At 61.0% G+C, this 15,726-nt stretch carries 13 protein-coding genes and 1 tRNA gene; 13 read left to right on the top strand and 1 reads right to left on the bottom strand.

From position 1 onward, the window contains the following. The first annotated feature begins 101 nt into the window (after window positions 1-101). From PRZ01_RS02170 to PRZ01_RS02115, 12 genes are all read left to right on the top strand, one after another. Window positions 102-2,447, top strand: coding sequence for a Tex family protein (locus tag PRZ01_RS02170; protein WP_273595366.1), 2,346 nt, complete (start codon window positions 102-104; stop codon window positions 2,445-2,447). A gap of 328 nt (window positions 2,448-2,775) precedes the next feature. Further along, window positions 2,776-4,920 carry a TonB-dependent receptor plug domain-containing protein gene (locus tag PRZ01_RS02165; protein ID WP_273595115.1) on the top strand — a complete coding sequence of 715 codons (2,145 nt, stop codon included), beginning with the start codon at window positions 2,776-2,778 and terminating at the stop codon, window positions 4,918-4,920. A gap of 23 nt (window positions 4,921-4,943) precedes the next feature. Then, window positions 4,944-6,047, top strand: coding sequence for a patatin-like phospholipase family protein (locus PRZ01_RS02160; RefSeq protein WP_273595114.1), 1,104 nt, complete (start codon window positions 4,944-4,946; stop codon window positions 6,045-6,047). A 295-nt stretch (window positions 6,048-6,342) separates the two neighbouring features. Continuing rightward, window positions 6,343-8,250 (top strand): threonine--tRNA ligase, encoded by a 1,908-nt coding sequence (gene thrS, locus PRZ01_RS02155; RefSeq protein WP_273595113.1) that lies wholly within the window; start codon window positions 6,343-6,345, stop codon window positions 8,248-8,250. Between the two features lie 84 nt (window positions 8,251-8,334). Continuing rightward, window positions 8,335-8,880: a translation initiation factor IF-3 gene (infC, locus tag PRZ01_RS02150; protein WP_273595365.1), complete on the top strand. Its 546-nt coding sequence runs from the start codon at window positions 8,335-8,337 to the stop codon at window positions 8,878-8,880. Between the two features lie 145 nt (window positions 8,881-9,025). Further along, window positions 9,026-9,229, top strand: a complete 204-nt coding sequence (gene rpmI / locus PRZ01_RS02145) for a 50S ribosomal protein L35 (protein WP_273595112.1) — start codon at window positions 9,026-9,028, stop codon at window positions 9,227-9,229. A 29-nt stretch (window positions 9,230-9,258) separates the two neighbouring features. After that, on the top strand, window positions 9,259-9,615 hold the full coding sequence (gene rplT / locus PRZ01_RS02140) for a 50S ribosomal protein L20 (RefSeq protein ID WP_273595111.1): 357 nt from the start codon (window positions 9,259-9,261) through the stop codon (window positions 9,613-9,615). Between the two features lie 241 nt (window positions 9,616-9,856). Continuing rightward, window positions 9,857-10,894: a phenylalanine--tRNA ligase subunit alpha gene (locus PRZ01_RS02135; protein WP_273595110.1), complete on the top strand. Its 1,038-nt coding sequence runs from the start codon at window positions 9,857-9,859 to the stop codon at window positions 10,892-10,894. Window positions 10,895-10,950: 56 nt separating this feature from the next. Beyond that, window positions 10,951-13,380 carry a phenylalanine--tRNA ligase subunit beta gene (pheT, locus tag PRZ01_RS02130; protein WP_273595109.1) on the top strand — a complete coding sequence of 810 codons (2,430 nt, stop codon included), beginning with the start codon at window positions 10,951-10,953 and terminating at the stop codon, window positions 13,378-13,380. A gap of 106 nt (window positions 13,381-13,486) precedes the next feature. After that, complete coding sequence (locus tag PRZ01_RS02125) at window positions 13,487-13,897, top strand: integration host factor subunit alpha (protein ID WP_273595108.1); 411 nt, start codon at window positions 13,487-13,489, stop codon at window positions 13,895-13,897. 61 nt (window positions 13,898-13,958) lie between these two features. Further along, window positions 13,959-14,513: a MerR family transcriptional regulator gene (locus tag PRZ01_RS02120; RefSeq protein WP_273595107.1), complete on the top strand. Its 555-nt coding sequence runs from the start codon at window positions 13,959-13,961 to the stop codon at window positions 14,511-14,513. Window positions 14,514-14,557: 44 nt separating this feature from the next. Further along, window positions 14,558-14,634, top strand: a tRNA-Pro gene (locus tag PRZ01_RS02115). Window positions 14,635-14,888: 254 nt separating this feature from the next. Here the strand turns inward: PRZ01_RS02115 and PRZ01_RS02110 are convergent. Beyond that, on the bottom strand, window positions 14,889-15,032 hold the full coding sequence (locus PRZ01_RS02110) for a hypothetical protein (protein ID WP_273595106.1): 144 nt from the start codon (window positions 15,030-15,032) through the stop codon (window positions 14,889-14,891). Between the two features lie 149 nt (window positions 15,033-15,181). Between PRZ01_RS02110 and PRZ01_RS02105 the strand changes: the two genes are divergently transcribed. Continuing rightward, window positions 15,182-15,709, top strand: coding sequence for an MFS transporter (locus tag PRZ01_RS02105; protein ID WP_273595105.1), 528 nt, complete (start codon window positions 15,182-15,184; stop codon window positions 15,707-15,709). Window positions 15,710-15,726 lie beyond the last annotated feature (17 nt).

Raw genomic sequence — 15,726 nt, 5'->3', positions numbered from 1 at the left:
ACGGTGGCCTTGCCCAAGGTCTTGTGAACCGCCCCGGCTCTGGCCTGTGGCAAACTCCGCCGCTTCCGGTTTTCAAGTGATCCGTGACGGATCCCGACGTTTTGGACAAGATCCTGCTTCAAATTGCGGCCGAACTGAAGGTTCGCCCCGCCCAAGTCAACGCTGCTGTTGAATTGCTCGATGGGGGCGCCACCGTCCCCTTCATCGCCCGCTACCGCAAGGAAGTGACCGACGGCCTGGACGACAGCCAACTGCGCGATCTTGAGGCGCGGCTGGGCTATCTGCGCGAGCTTGAAGACCGGCGCGGCGCGGTGCTCAAAAGCATCGAAGAGCAGGGCAAGCTGACGCCTGAATTGCGCGCACTCATTGAGGCCGCGCCGACCAAGCAAGAGCTTGAAGACCTCTACCTGCCCTACAAGCAAAAGCGCCGCACCAAGGGCATGATCGCCCGCGAAGCCGGCCTGGAGCCACTGGCCGACAAGCTGTTTGCCGACCCGACGCTGGACCCCCAGACCGAGGCTGCCGCTTTCATCAATGCCGACGCGGGCTTTGCTGACGCCTTCGCGGTGCTGGACGGCGTGCGCGACCTGCTCTCCGAGCGCTGGGCCGAAGACGCCTTGTTGATCGGCAAGCTGCGCGAATGGTTGTGGGCTGAGGGCTTGTTCCGCTCCAAGCTGATGGACGGCAAGGACGAAAATAACCCGGATGTGGCCAAGTTCCGCGACTATTTCGACTACGACGAGGCCATCCGCACGGTGCCCTCGCACCGTGCGCTGGCCGTGTTTCGTGGGCGCACGCAAGAAATTTTGGACGCCAAGCTGGTGCTGGACGAAGAGGCCGTGGCCGGTCAGCCCGGCTTGGCGGAAGGCCGCATTGCGCGCCATTTGGGCTGGAGCCCTGCCAACCGCGCCGGTGATGCGCTGATCCGCAAGTGCGTGGCCTGGACCTGGAAGGTCAAGCTTTCCATGAGCCTGGAGCGCGATCTGTTCTCGCGCCTGCGCGAGGAGGCCGAGCGTGTGGCCATCAAGGTGTTTGCCGAGAACCTGCGCGACCTGCTGTTGGCCGCGCCCGCTGGCAAACGCGTGGTGATGGGCCTGGACCCGGGCATTCGCACGGGGGTGAAGGTGGCGGTGGTCAGTGACACCGGCCGTGTGCTGGACACCTGCGCCGTATTTCCGCATGAGCCGCGCAAGGATTGGGAGGGTTCCCTCCACACCCTGGGCCGCTTGTGCGCCACCCACGGCGTCAACCTGATCGCCATTGGCAACGGCACGGCCAGCCGTGAAACCGACAAGCTGGCAGCCGACTTGATCAAGCGAATTCAGCAGTTGGCCCCCGGCACCGAGATCCAGAAAGTCGTGGTCAGCGAGGCCGGTGCCTCGATCTACTCAGCCTCTGAGTTCGCCTCGAAAGAGTTGCCTGACCTGGACGTTACGCTGCGCGGTGCCGTGTCCATCGCCCGGCGCCTGCAAGACCCGCTGGCGGAGTTGGTGAAGATCGACCCCAAGAGCATCGGCGTGGGCCAATACCAGCACGACGTCAACCAGAGCGACATGGCCAAGACCCTGGATGCGGTGGTGGAAGACTGCGTGAACTCCGTGGGCGTGGACTTGAACACCGCGTCGGCACCTTTGCTGGCCCGAGTGTCAGGGCTGAGCGCCACGGTGGCTGCCTCCATCGTGCGCTGGCGCGATGCCAATGGCGCCTTCAAGAGCCGCAAACAATTGCTGGACGTGACGGGGCTGGGCCCCAAAACCTTCGAGCAATCGGCAGGTTTCTTGCGCATTCGTGATGGCGAAAATCCGCTTGACTTCTCGGGCGTGCATCCAGAAACCTATCCCGTGGTGGAACGCATTCTGGCCGCGGTGAAGCGCCCTGCGGCTGAAGTCATGGGCAAGAGCGATGTGATCCGCGCCTTGAAGCCCGAGGCCTTTGCGGACGATAAGTTTGGCGCCATCACCGTCAAAGACATTTTGGTTGAGCTGGAGAAGCCAGGCCGCGACCCGCGCCCCGACTTCAAGGTGGCCCGCTTCAGCGAAGGGGTGGACGACATCAAGGATCTGGTTGAAGGCATGGTGCTGGAAGGCACGGTGTCCAACGTCGCGCAGTTCGGCGCTTTTGTGGATCTGGGCGTGCACCAGGACGGCCTGATACACGTCAGCCAATTGGCCAATAAATTCGTCAACGACGCCCGCGAGGTGGTCAAAACGGGCGATGTAGTCAAGGTCAAGGTGCTTGAGGTGGATCTGTCCCGCAAGCGAATTTCTCTGACGATGAAGTTGGACGTTATGGTGCCCAAGGGCGGCGCCAAGTCAGAGTCCAACAACTATCGCCCTGCAGCTCGCAATGAGCGCGCTGGCGCCGGGCGAGCGCCGGCTGCGCCTGCCCCGGCCGCTGGCGGTAACGCCATGGCGGCGGCATTCGCCAAATTGCAAACCAAGCGCTGAACATCGCCTGCAAGGGCGAGAGTCAGTCCAATGGCGAGCGCCCTCGGACTGAACTTTTGTTGGATACGGTGTTCGCACCCGATAAACCCCCCTTGGTCGCCTTGGGGGCAGACAAGGGTGTCATTTCTGGCTATGGTGCGGGCTCTTTCGTGGCGCCGTTAATGGACCTGTTTGTGGTCGAGATAGGCGTTTAAATCGCTGGAGCCTGGTCTTGAAATTTGCTTTGTCTGTTGCCCCCGCCGCCCCCGCCGCTATCGTTGCGGCATGTGCAGCGCTGTGTACTCTTTTGTGCGTTTCCTCTGTTCGTGCCCAGGAGGCTTCGCCGCTTGTGGGTGACTCGCAGCCCCGTGCGGGCTCCAAGTTGGAGCGCGTTGAAATAACGCGGCAGTCCAGCGACACCGACCTGCGCCGCCGCTCGCCCGTTGCCAAGCAGATTTATGGCCGGGAAGAGATGGATAAGTTCGGTGACACCAATGTGGCAGACGTGCTCAAGCGCCTGCCCGGCGTGTCGGTACAAGATGGCGCACCGCGCATGCGTGGTTTGGGCGCGGGCTACACCCTGATCCTGATCAACGGCGACCCCGCGCCGCCGGGTTTTGCGCTGGACCAGTTGGACCCTGCTCAGGTGGAGCGCATCGAGGTCACCAAGGGCCCCACGGCCGACCAGAGCGCCCAAGCGGTGGCCGGGGCCATCAATATCATTCTCAAAGATGCTCCGCGGGTGTCTCAGCGCGATTTACGCCTGGGACTGGGCTACAACGCGGTGCGCCCGACGCCGTCGGCCACCGTCACGGTGGGTGAAAAAGTCGGCGCGGCGTCGTACTCGGTGCCGCTGTCTGCCTTTGAGTGGCGGCAACAAGTCAAGGTCGATGTGGACCGCGTGGCTGCCGGAACCGATGGCCAGCCGTCTGAGGTGATTCAGCACGGCGAGCAGGCCAATTGGGGTCATGGTTTCAATTCAGCGCCGCGCCTCAATTGGCGCATCAGCGATGAGGAGAGCTTGAACCTGCAAGGTTTTGTGCAGAAGGGTTTTTGGCGCAATCGCACGAGCTATCAAAACGCGCTGCTGAGCGGTTTGCCGAATGTGGATGACGACGCGCTCACCCGAGGTACCTGGCAGAACCTGCGCGGTAATGCGCAGTGGATCAATCGGTTCAGCGAGAGCCAGCGCGTTGAGCTGAAGCTGACGCTGCAGGACTCCAAGGGCAGCAGCGACAGCCAGACCTTTCGGGTGGTGGCGCCCGCCACGGCGCAGCAGGTGTGGCGGGTCAATTTGGGCAATACCCACGATCAAAGCGTGATCCAAGGCGGCAAATACGGCCAGTTGCTGGGTGACGATCACTCCCTGACGGTGGGTTGGGATATGGAGTGGCGCCAACGCGACGAGATCCGCAGCATCACGGAAAACGGGGTGCCGCAATTGCCGGCCTACGACGGGCAGGCTTTCGGTGCGCGCATTCAGCGCCAGGCCCTGTTTGCGCAAGATGAGTGGGAGCTGTCGCCGCAATGGTCCACCTACCTGGGACTGCGTGGCGAGCGCATTGCCACGAACAGCAAGGGCGGCGTGGGGAGCGATGCGGTGGTGAGTAATGTCAGCACCGTGATCACACCGCTATGGCATCTGAATTACAAGTTAGACCCCAAGGGCCGGGACTTGATTCGCGCCAGCATCACGCGCAGCTACAAGGCGCCTGAACTCAACAGCCTGTTGGCACGGCCCAGTATCAACGCTGTCAAGCCCCTGGAAGACGCGAACGGCCTGCCGCAGGGCAATGACCCGCTCAATCCTGACCGCATTGGCAACCCGAGCCTGAAGCCTGAACTGGCAACGGGCTTGGACATTGCATTCGAGAAATACCTGAACGGCGGCGGCATGGTCAGCGTGGGCGGCTTCTACCGTGATATCAGTAACTTGATCCGCAATGTGACAGCCCTGGAAACCGTGAGCTGGTCGCCTCTGCAGCGCTATGTGTCGCAGCCGGTGAATTTCTCGCGGGCGCAGACCCTCGGTTTGGAGTTCGAGGTCAAGGGCCGGGCCAGTGAATTGATGCCCAGCCTATTTGACCCCAAGCTGGCTTTGAACTTGCGCGGCAACCTGAGCGTCTACCACTCCAATGTAGACGCCGTGCCCTTGTCCAATAACCGCCTGGACGGCCAGCAGCCCTGGTCGGCCAATGTGGGCTTTGATTACCGACTGGCGAGCTTGCCGCTGAATACGGGCATGAGCCTGGCGTATACGCCGGGGTATCTGACGCAGCAGACGCTGGTTCAATCGCTGGACGTGACGCGTGCGCGTTCACTCGATATGTTTGCGCAATGGCTGTTCAGCAAGAGCGCCTCCTTGCGAATTTCTGCCAGCAATTTGTCGCCCCTGGATGCTCGCTCTCAACTGGTGTCGGGCCCTGGCAATATCGTCACGACAGACCGTCTGGTCAATACGCAGTATGGTGCTGCGCTTGAATTGAAACTTTGATCGCCCCCGAGGCGAGGCATGTGATGACGAACAAGGCGTTGCAGATTTTTGCGGGTCCGCGCGCCCGAGCCCGTTTGGCTGAGCGGGGCCTGCGGCCTGAAGACATTCAGGTGGTCCCCGCCGCAGCGGGTGGGCCCAAGGGCTTGGTGCTGGGCCCGCTCGATCAGTTCATCTTCGGCGATTGGTTGGCGCGCAGCAGCCAGCCAGTGCATCTGATTGGCGCGTCAATTGGCGCCTGGCGCATGGCCACGGCCTGCCTCACCCGCAACGAGGCCGAGGTGCGGGCTGAGTTTGACCGGCTGTCTAACGGTTATGTTCATCAGCGCTATGAAGATGAGCCAGGCGCCAAAAAGGGCAAGATGCCCTCGGCGGCCTGGGTGAGCAAAGGCTTTGCGGCGACGCTCCATGAGGTGTTCGGCGGGCGTGAGGCGCAGGCCTTGAGCCACCCACGGTTTCGCCTGCATGTGTTGGCTTCACGCGGGCGCAAGCTACTGGCGCGGGAAGGGCGCTGGCGCACGCCGCTGGGCTACACGGCGGCATTTGCCGCCAATGTGCTGTCGCGCCCGACCATGGGCAGCTGGATCGAGCGGGTGGCGTTTTCCGACCCACGCACGCCCTTGCCGATTCCCTTGACCGATTACCGCAGCCACCAGGTGGCGTTGAACACGACCAATTTCCAGGCTAGCATTCTGGCGAGTTGTTCGATCCCTTTCTGGCTGCAGGCGGTGCATGACATTCCTGGCGCGCCGCGCGGTGCCTATTGGGACGGTGGCATCACCGACTATCACCTGCACCTTAACTACGGCGCGATGGCGGGTGACGGGTTGGTGCTGTACCCGCACTTTCAGCGCCACGTGGTGCCGGGCTGGCTCGACAAGGCCTTGAAGCGCCGCCACCGGGCCACGGCGTTTTTGGACAATGTGGTCTTGCTGGCGCCAGACCCGGCCTGGATTCAATCCGCCATGCCCAACGCCAAACTGCCAGACCGCACTGACTTTCAGCACTACGGCGACGACGCTGATGCGCGTGCGCAGGTCTGGCTGCGGGGCATTGCCGAGAGCCAGCGCCTGCGCGATGAGTTCGCCCAGGCTTGCGAGGCAGGCTCGGTGCAGGCTTTGCCGCTGTGAGCGGTGGCCCCGTGCGGAGGGTGGGTTTGCGCTGTCACATGCGCAGCCTCAATCCTTGGCTACAATCGCCGGATCGATCAACGAACAAGGGCGAGAAAGGCATCATGGTTATGACACCGCGAACTACGACCACCTCCTGCAAGGTTTAGTCGGCCGCGGCTTGTCATGTCTTTCTCAATCGTCTGATTCAGGCGACCCCTACAAAAAAGCGCGGCATAGTGGCCGCGCTTTTTTTCATTTCAGGGCTTGCCTTCTTCTTCAGCGGCAAGCCCAGGTTCATCCGGAGCACTGAGCAATGATCTCGATCCAACTTCCTGACGGTTCCAAGCGCGAATATCCGCAAGCCGTGACCGTGGCCGACGTGGCTGCTTCCATTGGTGCGGGGCTGGCCAAGGCCGCCCTGGCCGGGCGGGTGGATGGCCAACTGGTGGACACCAGCCATTTGATCGAAGCCGACGCGAAACTCGCCATCATCACCGACAAGGATGCTGATGGTCTGGAAGTCATTCGCCACTCCACCGCCCACTTGCTGGCCTACGCCGTCAAAGAGCTGTTCCCCGAGGCGCAGGTCACCATCGGCCCGGTGATTGAGCACGGGTTTTATTACGACTTCGCCTACAAGCGCCCCTTCACACCCGAAGACTTGGCCGCCATCGAGTCCAAGATGAGCGAGTTGGCCAAGAAGGACGAAAAGATAGTTCGTTCGGTGCTGCCGCGTGATGAAGCGGTCAGTTACTTCAAGGGCCTGGGTGAAGCCTACAAGGCCGAGATCATCGAGAGCATCCCGGCCGATCAAGCGGTGTCGCTTTACGCCGAAGGTAAGTTCACCGACCTGTGCCGCGGCCCGCACGTGCCCTCCACGGGCAAGCTCAAGCACTTCAAACTGATGAAGGTGGCTGGTGCCTACTGGCGCGGCGACCACAATAACGAGCAACTGCAGCGCATCTACGGTACCGCCTGGGCCACCAAGGATGATTTGCAAAAGTACCTGCTGATGCTGGAAGAGGCTGAGAAGCGCGACCACCGCAAGCTGGGGCGCGAGCTGGATTTGTTCCATATCGACGAGCATGCGCCCGGCCTGGTGTTCTGGCACCCCAAGGGCTGGACGCTGTGGCAGCAGGTGGAGCAATACATGCGCAGCGTCTACCGCAACAACGGCTACCTGGAAGTCAAGGGCCCGCAGGTGCTGGATCAGGGCTTGTGGGAGAAGACCGGCCACTGGGGCAAGTACAAAGACAATATGTTCACGACTGAGTCGGAGAAGCGCGAGTACGCGCTCAAGCCGATGAACTGCCCCGGTCACATCCTGATCTACAAGCACGGCATCAAGAGTTACCGTGATCTGCCACTGCGTTTTGGTGAGTTCGGCCAATGCCACCGCAATGAGCCCAGCGGCGGCCTGCACGGCATCATGCGGGTACGCGGCTTTACCCAGGACGATGGCCATATCTTCTGTACCGAAGACCAAATCCTGGAGGAGTGCGCCGCCTTCACCCAGTTGCTGCAGAAGGTGTACGCCGACTTCGGCTTCACCGAGATCATCTATAAGGTGGCCACGCGCCCTGAAGCGCGCATCGGCACCGACGAAAGCTGGGACAAGGCCGAGCATGCTCTGATGGAAAGCCTGCGCCGCTCTGGCGTTGACTTCATCGTGACGCCGGGCGAGGGCGCCTTCTACGGCCCCAAGATCGAGTACACGCTGAAAGACGCCTTGGGCCGCGAGTGGCAGTGCGGCACGATTCAGATCGATCCCAATATGCCTGAACGGCTGGGAGCCGAGTATGTGGACGAGGCAGGCAACCGCCGCACGCCCTTGATGTTGCACCGCGCCATCGTCGGCAGCCTTGAGCGTTTCATCGGTATTTTGATCGAACAGCACGCCGGCGCGCTGCCGGCCTGGCTGGCGCCAACCCAGGTTGTGGTGGCCAATATCACCGATGCGCAGGCGGATTACGTCGCGGAAATCGTGAAATCTCTCCAGAATCAAGGGCTTAGAGTCCAGGCTGATTTGCGCAACGAGAAGATCACGTATAAAATCCGCGAGCATTCTTTGCAGAAGGTTCCGTACATCCTTGTCGTGGGCGATAAGGAAAAGGCAAATGGAACCGTTGCGGTGCGCGCCCGCGGCAACCAGGATTTGGGTGTGATGGCTCTGGCAGACTTCCAGGCGAAGGCTTCAGCCGATATCACTCAAAAGGCCTGATCGTTGCCGTCCAGTCATTGGAGTTGGGCGCGCTTTTGCTTTGTTTGGGCCCCCGGCCTTGGGGCTCGCTGAAAGGTTTACACCATCGCTACTTTTGCTGACCGTCGTGCTGTTCCGGAGCGTAAGCATCGGCTGAATCGCGAAATCATGGCTCCTGAGGTTCGTTTGAACGGCCCTGAGAATGAGCCGCTCGGCATCGTGAGCATCCAAGAAGCGCTGCGCATGGCGGGCGAGTTGGATGTGGATGTGGTCGAAATTTCGGCCACCGCGACACCGCCTGTCTGCCGCCTGATGGACTACGGCAAGTTCAAGTACATCGAGCAGAAGCGGGCGGCTGAGGCCAAGTCCAAGCAGAAGGTCATTGAAATCAAGGAAGTCAAATTCCGCCCGGGTACGGACGAAGGCGACTACCAGATCAAGATGCGCAATCTGCGCCGCTTCATCGCCGAAGATGGTGATAAAGGCAAGGTGACCCTGCGTTACCGTGGCCGTGAAATCACCCACCAGGACATCGGTATGCGCTTGCTTGAGCGCATCCGCGATGAATTGGCGGATGTCTCGGTGGTGGAAAATATGCCGCGTCTTGAAGGTCGGCAGATGATCATGGTGCTCGCTCCTAAAAAGCGGTGAGCCCCCGGCGAACAAGCTTCAGGGCTTGTTCGCAAAAAAATCTAGCCCGTCGATTTGGTCATCGGCGGGCTTATTAGTCTCCTGAGGCTGGCAAGTGTTGAGAAGCCCTCAACCGCCCCAGGGACATCTTAAAAGGAGCAATAACATGCCCAAAATGAAGACCAAGAGCAGCGCGAAGAAGCGTTTTCGCGTTCGTCCAGGTGGTACCGTCAAGCGCGGTCAAGCGTTCAAGCGCCACATCCTGACCAAGAAGTCCACGAAGAACAAGCGCCACCTGCGTGGCACGACTGCCGTGCACGAAACCAACATGGGTCACATCGCTCAGATGTTGCCCGGTGCTGGTCTGTAATTAACCCATTTAACTAAAGGAGATTTAATATGCCTCGCGTTAAACGTGGTGTTACCGCTCGTGCCCGTCACAAGAAGGTCCTGGCTCTGGCCAAGGGCTTCCGTGGTCGTCGTAAGAATGTCTTCCGCATCGCCAAACAGGCGGTGATGAAGGCAGGCCAATACGCCTACCGTGACCGTCGTGCCAAGAAGCGCGTGTTCCGTCAGCTGTGGATTGCGCGTATCAACGCTGCAAGCCGTGGCCTGGGACTGACTTACAGCAAGTTTGTGGCTGGCCTGAAGAAGGCTCAGATCGAGATCGACCGCAAGGTCCTGGCCGACATGGCCGTCAACGATCCTGCTGGCTTTGCCAGCGTCTTCGCCAAGGTTAAGGCCGCACTGGCTTGATGTCAGATGCCGCCTCGTGCGGCATCCGGCAACCGCTGAACTTTCGGGTTTGGTGGTAAGCAACCTCAAAGGCCGACACCCTGGTGTTCGGCCTTTTTTTTCAGGACTTACGCAAAACTGCCCCAGCGTCTCTCGAACGCCTCGCCGACCCCGGGCGGGCTGTCTTCAGCGTTTCGCCGGGCGGGAATAGTTTTGCGTCAGTCTTTTTTCGATTGAAGAACGAATAGACATTGCCTTCAAGATGACTGATCTCGAACAATTGTTGCAAGCGGCTCAGGCCGAATTCGCCGCCACCGCCACGCCGGCCGAGTTGGAGAACGCCAAGGCACGCTTTCTGGGCAAGTCAGGTCGTGTGACCGAACTGCTCAAAGGTCTGGCGAGCTTGCCGGTGGAAGAAAAAAAGGCCCGCGGCGCCGAGATCAATGTCTTGAAGAGCGGCATCGAGGGCGCGCTGACTGCCCGCCGCCAAGCCCTGGCCGATGCTGAACTGGCCTTGCAACTCAAGGCCGAGGCGCTGGATGTGACGCTGCCGGGCCGCCAGCGCGGCACCGGCGGCCTGCACCCGATCACGCGGGCGATGGAGCGCATCGAGGGTATCTTCGGCTCTATGGGCTTTGACGTGGCGGATGGCCCCGAAATCGAGAACGACTGGTTCAACTTCACGGCGCTCAACACGCCGGAGGACCACCCCGCGCGCTCCATGCACGACACCTTCTATGTGGAAGGCGGCAATGTGCTGCGCACGCACACCAGCCCCATGCAAATTCGTTATGCGGTGCAGCATGTCAAGCGCCACAAGGCGCTGATTGACGCCGGCCAGCCCATGCCTGAGATCCGCGTGATCGCGCCGGGCCGTACCTACCGGGTGGACAGCGATGCCACCCATTCGCCCATGTTTCACCAGGTCGAGGGCCTGTGGGTGGGCGAGAACATCAGCTTCAAAGATTTGAAGTCGGTGTATGCCAATTTTCTGCAGCAGTTTTTCGAGTCTGATGATCTCGAACTGCGTTTCCGCCCCAGCTACTTTCCCTTCACCGAGCCCAGCGCCGAGATCGACATGATGTTCGCCACCGGTCCGCTGAAAGGCCGTTGGCTGGAAGTCTCCGGCTCCGGCCAGGTGCACCCGCAGGTGATCCGCAATATGGGCCTGGACCCTGAGCGTTATATCGGTTTCGCCTTCGGTTCGGGCATTGACCGCCTGGCCATGCTGCGCTACGGCGTCAGCGATTTGCGTCAGTTCTTTGACGGTGATTTGCGCTTCTTGTCGCAGTTCAAGTGAGTGCACCGCACGCCCTGAACGATTGAAGCTGTCGAGAACAAACGAGAACCTACCCCATGCAATTCCCTGAATCCTGGCTGCGGGCCTTCTGCAACCCCGCACTGAACACGCAAGAGTTGGCCGAGTTGCTGACCATGTCTGGCTTGGAAGTTGAAGAGCTGCGCCCTGTGGCGCCGCCGTTCCACGGCATCGTGGTGGCAGAAATCCTGAGCGCCGAGCAGCACCCTAACGCTGACAAGCTGCGCATCTGCCAAGTCAACGCCGGTGGACCTGAGCCGCTGCAAATCGTTTGTGGCGCGCCCAATGCGCGGGCTGGCATCAAGGTGCCGTTGGCCACGGTGGGTGCCGAGTTGCCCCCGGCAGATGCTGACAAGGCGGACGCCAAGCCCTTCAAGATCGGCGTGGGCAAGCTGCGCGGCGTGGACAGTTTCGGCATGCTGTGTTCGGCGCGCGAGCTCAAGCTGAGCGAAGAGCACGGTGGCCTGCTCGAACTGGCAGCCGACGCTCCGGTTGGCGAAGATATCCGCAAGCATCTGAATCTTGATGACACCCTGGTCACACTCAAGCTGACGCCCAATCTGGCGCATGCGCTGAGCGTCTATGGCATCGCCCGTGAAGTGTCGGCGTTGACCGGTGCGCCGCTCATCACGCCTGAATGCGCGCCCGTGGCGGCGGTGCATGCGGACAAGCTGCCGGTGCGCATCGAGGCGGTGGATTTGTGTGGTCGCTTCTCGGGGCGCGTCATTCGCGGTGTCAACACCAAGGCGCAGACGCCCGCGTGGATGGTGGACCGGTTGGCTCGCTGCGGCCAACGCTCGGTCACCGCGCTGGTCGACATTTCTAACTATGTGATGTTCGAGTTGGGGCGCCCGTCGCACATCTTTGATCTGGACAAGATCCACGACACGCTGGTGGTGCGCTGGGCCAAACCGGGCGAAACGCTCAAGCTGCTGAACGGCAACACCGTCACGCTGGACGAAACCGTGGGCGTGGTGGCCGATGCCCAAGCGCCTGAGTCGCTTGCCGGCATCATGGGCGGCGATGCCACTTCGGTGTCCGACGACACGCAGAACATCTACGTTGAAGCGGCCTTCTGGTGGCCCAAGGCGGTGATGGGGCGCTCGCGCCGCTTTAACTTCTCGACCGATGCCGGGCATCGCTTCGAGCGTGGCGTGGACCCGGCGCTGACCGTGGCGCACATCGAGCGCATCACCCAGCTGATTTTGGACATCTGTGGAGGCCAACCCGGCCCCATGGACGACCAGATCACCACCTTGCCCGAGCGCAAGCCGGTGGCCCTGCGCGTGGCCCGTGCCGCCAAAGTCATCGGCATGCCGGTGAGCCAGGAAGACTGCGCCCGCGTGTTCACGCGCCTGGGGCTGAGCTTCACCGAGACCGACGGCGTGCTGACCGTGACGCCGCCCAGCTTCCGCTTCGACCTGCAGATTGAAGAAGACCTGATCGAAGAAGTCATCCGCGTGCTGGGCTACCCCTCGCTGCCGTCCACGCCGCCGCTGGCGCCCGTGGTGGCCAAGGTGGCCTCGGAGTCCCGCCGCGCCATTCATGCGCTGCGCCACGCGCTGGCGGCGCGCGACTATTTCGAGACCATCAATTTCAGCTTTGTCGAGGCACGTTGGGAAAAAGAGCTGGCTGGTAACGACAACCCCATCCAACTGCTCAACCCCATCGCCGCGCCTTTGGCGGTGATGCGTACCACCCTGATCGGCAGTCTGATCAACACCCTGCGCTACAACCTCACTCGCCGGGCACCGCGCGTGCGTTTGTTTGAAATCGGCCGTGTGTTTCTGCGCGACGCTTCGGTGCAAGAAAGCGATGCCAGTGTGGCCGGCATTGCTCAGCCCATGCGGGTGGCGGGCCTGGCCTTTGGCCCGGCTGATCAATCGCAGTGGAGCCAGCGTGACCGTCCGGTCGATTTCTTCGATGTGAAGGGCGATTTGGAAGCGTTGTTCGCACCGCGCCAACTGCGTTTCGTCGCTGCCGAGCATGCGGCCCTGCACCCGGGGCGTAGCGCCCGCATCGAGCTGGACGGCCAAGCCATTGGCGTCATCGGCGAGTTGCATCCCAAGTGGCGCCAAGGCTATGAGCTGCCCAGCGCACCCGTGCTGTTCGAGCTGGACCTGCCTGCTGTTTTGGCGCGTCAGTTGCCGATGGCGACGCCCATCCCGCGCCAACAGGCCGTGCTGCGCGACCTTGCGGTGATCGTTGGCGAAGCGGTGACGCATGATGCGCTGATGCAAACCATCCAGGGCGCTGCGCACCAGGGCTTGATCCGGTCCGCGAAATTGTTCGACGTCTTCAAACCAACCCAGGCCAATACTGAACTGCAAGCGGGTGAACGCAGCATGGCGGTGCGGCTGGAATTGCTGGATGATGAGGCCACGTTGACGGACGAGCGCATCGAGCAAGCGGTGGCTGCCGTGGTGGCCGCATTGGCGCAAGGTTTGGGCGCGCGGCTGCGGGGTTGATGGACTTGATGGAATGATTGGCTGAAAGCGGCGCCGCGCCAGTTTCCGCCTCACCTTGCCTCACTTCACCTGTGGCCGACAAGACAATAAAGAAGGTTGCTCATTGATGGAAAACAATCACGGCACCCCGGACCCCAATCTGGTGGACGCTCCCCAGCCTGCGGCCATTTCCACGCCTGCGCGCGTGCTGTTGCCCAGCCTTGAAACGCCGACGCTCACCAAGGCCGAGTTGGCCGAGATGCTGTTCGACAAGCTCGGCCTCAACAAGCGTGAATCCAAGGACATGGTGGAGGCCTTCTTTGACATCATTCACGGTAATCTCGTTCGGGGTGATGATGTCAAGCTCTCGGGTTTTGGCAACTTCAACATCCGCCGCAAGGCGCCCCGCCCGGGGCGCAACCCGCGCACCGGTGAGTCGATCCCGATCAAGGCGCGTGATGTGGTGACTTTTCACGCCAGCCACAAACTCAAGACCGCCGTGCAGGGTGATGTTTGTGAGGAAGAAGACTTCGAGTAGAGTCTGATCTCCGCGCCGTCTCCTGGCCCATTTCCGCCCACAGCCTCAGCCCTATTCACGCATGGACAATGCGCTGCCCGCCATTCCCGCCAAACGTTATTTCACCATCGGTGAGGTGAGCGATCTGTGCGGTGTGAAGCCCTATGTGCTGCGTTACTGGGAGCAGGAGTTCACGCAACTCAAACCCATGAAGCGGCGCGGCAATCGGCGCTATTACCAACATCACGAAGTGTTGCTGATCCGGCGCATCCGAGGCTTGTTGTACGACCAGGGCTTCACCATCAGCGGGGCGCGCAACCAGTTGGGTGATGCCGGCGGGCTTGGTGCCACCGCTGCAGGGCGCACAGCCATGCACTTGCCCGAAATTGATGACGAAGGCTATGCGCAGGCCGCGAGTGATGAAGCGATCGAGGCGTTCGATCATCTGGCGCAAGCCACCGACATCAGCAATACGTTTGCACCCATCAAGCCCATGCCTCAGGCGGGGCTGGGAACTTCGGCGGCTTTGAGTACCCGTTCGCAGCGGGCCAGCAGTGCTGCTTTGCCTCCAGGACCGTGGTCGCTGGCCCAGATTCGGGAAGAACTGTTTGCCATTCGAGAAGATCTTTTGTCATAGTCTTGCCAGGCAGGCAAAAACTATCCTATAATGCGAGACTCAGTCGGGGCGTAGCGCAGCCTGGTAGCGCACTTGCATGGGGTGCAAGGGGTCGTGAGTTCGAATCCCACCGTTCCGACCATTTAATAGTAGGTAAATCAACGGGTTAGCAGCGAAAGCAGCTAACCCGTTTTTCTTTGTTGGCCTCATTTTTACAAAAAAGGGTAAACATTTTTTGGGTTGTCAGTGCACAGCAGCGGACTTGCTTGGACGATTTAGGCTTGTGAAAGCATTTTTCTGATCCATGTGGCCCTTCGCCATGCTCGGGCCATTCGTTGCTGCCGTGGCCGTTTTATGCGCCGTGAAAAGACCGCATCGGGCATGGCTGCTCAATCATCAATATCCGTTCACGAGCTGGCGTTGGGGCAAGGTCTTGGTGCTCAGGGTGCTGTTGGGCTGGGTGATGAAGTTGACGATGCGGATTTGATAACTACCTTGACGCAAGCCGATGGCGTAGAACGGCCCTGGTATTTGCGGCACTGCATCTCTTTGCTTGTCTGCCCTTGCACCTCAGTTTGCCGCGAAGACCCCAGCATCAAACTGAAGTAGGGTTGCCGGTCGCCGGGCCACGATCATTGACTGAGGCACCTCAGCATCGCGTCGCGTTTTGTCAGCTTGCAGGCTGCTTCATGATCTATGGCTTCATCACCGCAGCCATGGCGGTACAGGTAATCCTAACTCTGGAATCACGCGGACTTGGCCCATCAGAGGCTCTCTCGCTGGCGGCGTGCCTGGGGCCGTTGCAAGCCGCCGGGCGGGCCATAGACCTTGCGATTGGCCAGCGCTTGAATGGCCGGCGTATGGGCTTGGTCACACTGAGTCTCATGCCCTTGTCCTTGGCTGCACTGTGGCTTGCGCAGTGGGTGCCTGTTCATTCTATCGTCTTTGTGATCGCCTACGGCCTCAGTTTGGGCTTGCTGACCGTGGTCAAGGCGGCAGCGCCGTTGGCCTTGTTTGGTTCTGAGCACTATGCGCGAATAGGCGGTGCACTTGGGGCTCCGGCCCTGATCGCCCGTGCTGCCGGGCCTCTAGGCGCGGTCTGGCTGTTTTCCATCTTCGGCAATCATGGCCCGATGCTGCTGACGCTGTTGCTCGCTTCGCTGCTCGGTACATGGTTGTACATGAAGGCATGGCCCGGAGAAGCGGAGGTGGCATGAACTTGACGCTTAAACGC

This window comes from Roseateles koreensis, from assembly GCF_028595305.1.
Lineage (GTDB): Bacteria > Pseudomonadota > Gammaproteobacteria > Burkholderiales > Burkholderiaceae_C > Paucibacter_A > Paucibacter_A koreensis.
Note: the sequence above shows the minus strand (reverse complement) of the source record. Positions and strands in the feature narration are given on the sequence as shown.